The organism is Pseudoalteromonas sp. AWM4_233, from assembly GCF_056158285.1.
Genome location: NZ_JBSWSZ010000029.1, coordinates 1 through 3,736, shown reverse-complemented (window position 1 = coordinate 3,736; position 3,736 = coordinate 1). Strand labels below are relative to the sequence as shown.

Here is a 3,736-nt window from a genome sequence, read left to right as displayed (position 1 = left end):
AAGGTTAACGACGGTTAGATTCACCTCTTACACAGCACCTGCAATCGCAATTCATGGTGGTGCGGGTACAATTGAAAAAAGCCGTTTTACACCAGAGCAAGAGAATGCCTATAGAGCAAAGTTAGAAGAAGCAGTAGAAGCAGGGTATAAAGTACTTGAGTCTGGTGGTGAGAGTCTAGACGCTGTTACCAAGGCGATAAATATTTTAGAAGATTCGCCTTTTTTTAATGCTGGTAAAGGTGCTGTTTATACTTATGATGGTTCTCATGAATTAGATGCATCTATTATGGATGGCCGAAATCGAGGTGCTGTGTAAGAGGTGAATCTAACCGTCGTTAACCTTAGCAATACGTAACTTTACTATCTATTCGTTCAGTTACGTATTGCTAAGGTTAAACAGACGACTACAAACGGAATCGACAGCACCTATCAGACAGATGGAGAATTAAAGGAAATAACATTTGAAAACGAAACTATGCTTCACTTTGATATTGGAGCTGGCACTACTGAAATGGTTGTCTCAAATGGGGTCAAATTCAATCCTCACTTATCATATGGATTGAATTATGGTGTAAAAGAAACCATATTAAATGTGATAACAATATGGAACAGAAAAAATCCGAGAAGGACTATAGACTCTTTGGCAGAATTTAATGAAATCTATTTAAATACAGAACACCCTAGACACAATGAAATAAGGCAAATTGCAGAAACAGGTATGTTGCAATTAGCTAACAGAATTGGACAAGATATCATCAATAAAATAGATGATATGAAAGATGTACCTCGTGTATTTATTTATGGTGGGGGAGCAGCCATTTTAAAAGAACATTTAACTGAGCTTTTGCAAGAAAAAGATCGGTTAAAAAATGTTGTTTTTGTAAACGAGCCAATTCTTGTAAATGCACATGGATTACTTATCTATGCATTAAGTCCACGTTTTGAGCAAATGAAATCCAAAGCTCAAACAGCCTCACAAAAAGAATAAAAAAAGAAAAGGATTAGGTGGTGAAGAATGGCTAACCTAAAAAAGGGGAAAAGAACAAATTTATTTGTCAGTAGGCATTTGAGTGACGAATTTATTGATTGGTGTAACATGCAAAGTAATTTGAGTGCAACCGTTTGGTATGCATTACTCGAATTATATAAAACAACTGGGTATATTGATGTTGCAGAAGTTATGCCAGCAAAGATTGATTTTGATTTACAAAAAATAGACAATGAAAAACAAGCTCAAAATCATTCTGATATGAATTCACAACCTACAGCTAAAACTGTTCAACCCGAATCAACAATGCCATCCATTGAAAGAACAGTAGAAATAAAAAATGTAATGGAATCAGAAGCAACTAACCAAAAAACAAAAAAAAATACAACGTGGTCAGGTTTAGACGATTTAGACGATAATAGTTTTGTATAATATGAGGAGGAATTTAATTGAATAATTTTACAATGAAAAGCATGATACTATCTGCGTTATACAAAGGTGAGAAAGTCATTGTATTTGATAATGAAAATGAATGCAAACAATTATGTGAATTTTTACGTGGAACATATATTACAAGCACAAGCAAATTAAATGATAAAGACACAAACAACAATTTTATTGTAGTAAATACAAATTAGGATGTTAGATATTCACAATAATACAGGTTGGGGTAGTGTAATAGTGAAAAAATGGCTTAAGAAAAACAAAGTTTTATTAATTACTTTTGGTGTAACCACTATCGTTTTATTGGCATTAGCACTATTTCAATATGCTGAAACTAGAGCTATTAGTGAACCACTTTATTCATTTGGCACAATAGGTGTTTTGAATGTTATTACATTTGGCGTATGGATAATTATGTTGCTAACAATCTTATGGAAAGTGTTTTTCCCTTCCAAAGAATCCGTTAAAAATGCTTTTCATGTTAACGACACTAACGTAGATCCATCCCTTAATAAAATGGCTGAATTTATAACAAAAGATTTAAAGCATAGGGGGGTTTTTGCAAACAAAGATTATATGTATAACAAAGATTATATATATAAAATTTTACTTTTAGAAGAGTTTATAATAGAAAAAGAAACGAGCTTAGGTAAAAGTTTAATTATTGCTATAAAGGCACTTTTTTTACTACCCAACACACAACATACAGGGGGAGATTTAAAGAAGATACTTATTGCTAATGATGATGAAATGGCTGAACTTATAACTAAGGAATTAAAAAAGATTGGAGTTAAAGCCGATAAAGAATATATATTAAATGTTCTATTATCGGAAGAATTATATAAAAAGAGTATAAAAAGAAAGGAATAGAAATAATTATGAAAAAATCATTGAAGTTATTCGTACTAGTATTCGTTATTGCATTAATTACAATCGCTATTACTGCATGTGGTAGCAAAGCTAAAAATGAGGAAGTTGCCAAAGAAATTTCGTCTATTGAAAATGAAGTAGACGATCTATTCAACGAAGATAAAACCGATCTTCAAAAAGATATTACAAATAAACAGATGGAAGAAATTAAAGCTGATCTTAAGGAAATAAAAGAAAAAGATTTGAACGAGAAGAACAAAAAATCTTTACAATCCGTAGAAAAATCATACGATAAAGCTAAAAGCATGATAGATTTTCAAAAAGATGTAATGGCTCTTTTCAATAAAGATAATATTGTAAATGTTAAGCAAAAGAAGGATATTGAAAAGCTAAGCCAAGCTTTAAAAAACTTCAAGAAAGAAACCGCATTCTATGATCGATTAAACAAAAAGATTGATAATGCGAAACAACAAGTAGCTGATATTCAATCTGCCAAAAAATATGTTGATAGCTTATTCAAAAATAATAAAGTAAAAGACAATATTACTTATGAAAAGAAAGAAAAAGCAAAAAAACTAATTAAAGTAATTAAAGACGAAAAGCAAAAAAAATCACTGAAGGAAAAATTAAAAAAAGTAAATAAGTCCATTGCTGATAAAACTAAAAAAGAGAAAGAAAAGGAAAAGAAAGTTGTTTCTTCTAAGAAAGAAAATAATATAGCTTCAAATAACAACAGTAATCATTCTAGCCGAAATCAAACTGTTAAAAACAACAGTTTAAACAAACAAGAAACGACCAGCAATAATAGTTCTAATAACAAAAAAAACGTAACTAAAAAAACAACTACAAACACTAGTAATAATAAGCCTAGCTCAAATAAAAATAATAGTCAAACAAGCAAAACAAAGCCCAAACCAAACAATTTACCAGCTGTAGCAAAAACGAATGTAGCACAACGTACAAATCAAATTGTTACAGTTGTAGGTAATGGTTCAAATGCAAAAGTAGAATATTGGTATAAATCTAACGGTCAATGGAAAAAATCATTTACGACAAACGGTTTTGTCGGTAGTCAAGGAATTGGTTCTGCAAGTGAGTATGTCAGCAGAACACCAAAAGGTGCATATAGCTTAGGATTCGCTTTTGGAACATCTAATCCTGGTACAAAAAAATCTTTCAGACAGATCACTAAAAATTCATATTGGATTTCTAACGTGAACGATAGTGATTATAACACTTGGCAAGAAAGAAAAAGTTCTAACAAATCTGACGAACATTTAGCAAGCTATCCTACACAATATAAATATGGTATGGTGATTAACTATAATACTAATCGCACCAAAGGAGCAGGAAGTGCGTTTTTCTTACACGTAAGTAATGGACGACCTACAGCAGGGTGTGTTGCTATTCCTGAATCACGAATGGTTCAATTCC

4 protein-coding genes and 1 pseudogene are annotated in these 3,736 nt (G+C 31.4%); all 5 read left to right on the top strand.

From position 1 onward, the window contains the following. Positions 1 to 310: pseudogene (locus ACXAC4_RS18925) on the top strand (isoaspartyl peptidase/L-asparaginase); the annotation flags it as partial. Between the two features lie 165 nt (positions 311 to 475). Beyond that, positions 476 to 988, top strand: coding sequence for a hypothetical protein (locus ACXAC4_RS18920; protein ID WP_475164647.1), 513 nt, complete (start codon positions 476 to 478; stop codon positions 986 to 988). 27 nt (positions 989 to 1,015) lie between these two features. Beyond that, entirely contained in the window at positions 1,016 to 1,420 is a 405-nt protein-coding gene (locus ACXAC4_RS18915) for a hypothetical protein (RefSeq protein ID WP_474975090.1), read from the top strand. A gap of 249 nt (positions 1,421 to 1,669) precedes the next feature. After that, on the top strand, positions 1,670 to 2,302 hold the full coding sequence (locus ACXAC4_RS18910; protein ID WP_475164641.1) for a hypothetical protein: 633 nt from the start codon (positions 1,670 to 1,672) through the stop codon (positions 2,300 to 2,302). An 8-nt stretch (positions 2,303 to 2,310) separates the two neighbouring features. Beyond that, positions 2,311 to 3,736: L,D-transpeptidase family protein (locus ACXAC4_RS18905; RefSeq protein ID WP_475164638.1), on the top strand; the 1,426-nt coding region annotated here is incomplete at its 3' end.

Bases quoted from the DNA above. Each gene is read 5' to 3' on its own strand.
- ACXAC4_RS18915 (WP_474975090.1), top strand. From the start codon at position 1,016: ATGGCTAACCTAAAAAAGGGGAAAAGAACAAATTTATTTGTCAGTAGG.
- ACXAC4_RS18920 (WP_475164647.1), top strand. From the start codon at position 476: ATGCTTCACTTTGATATTGGAGCTGGCACTACTGAAATGGTTGTCTCA.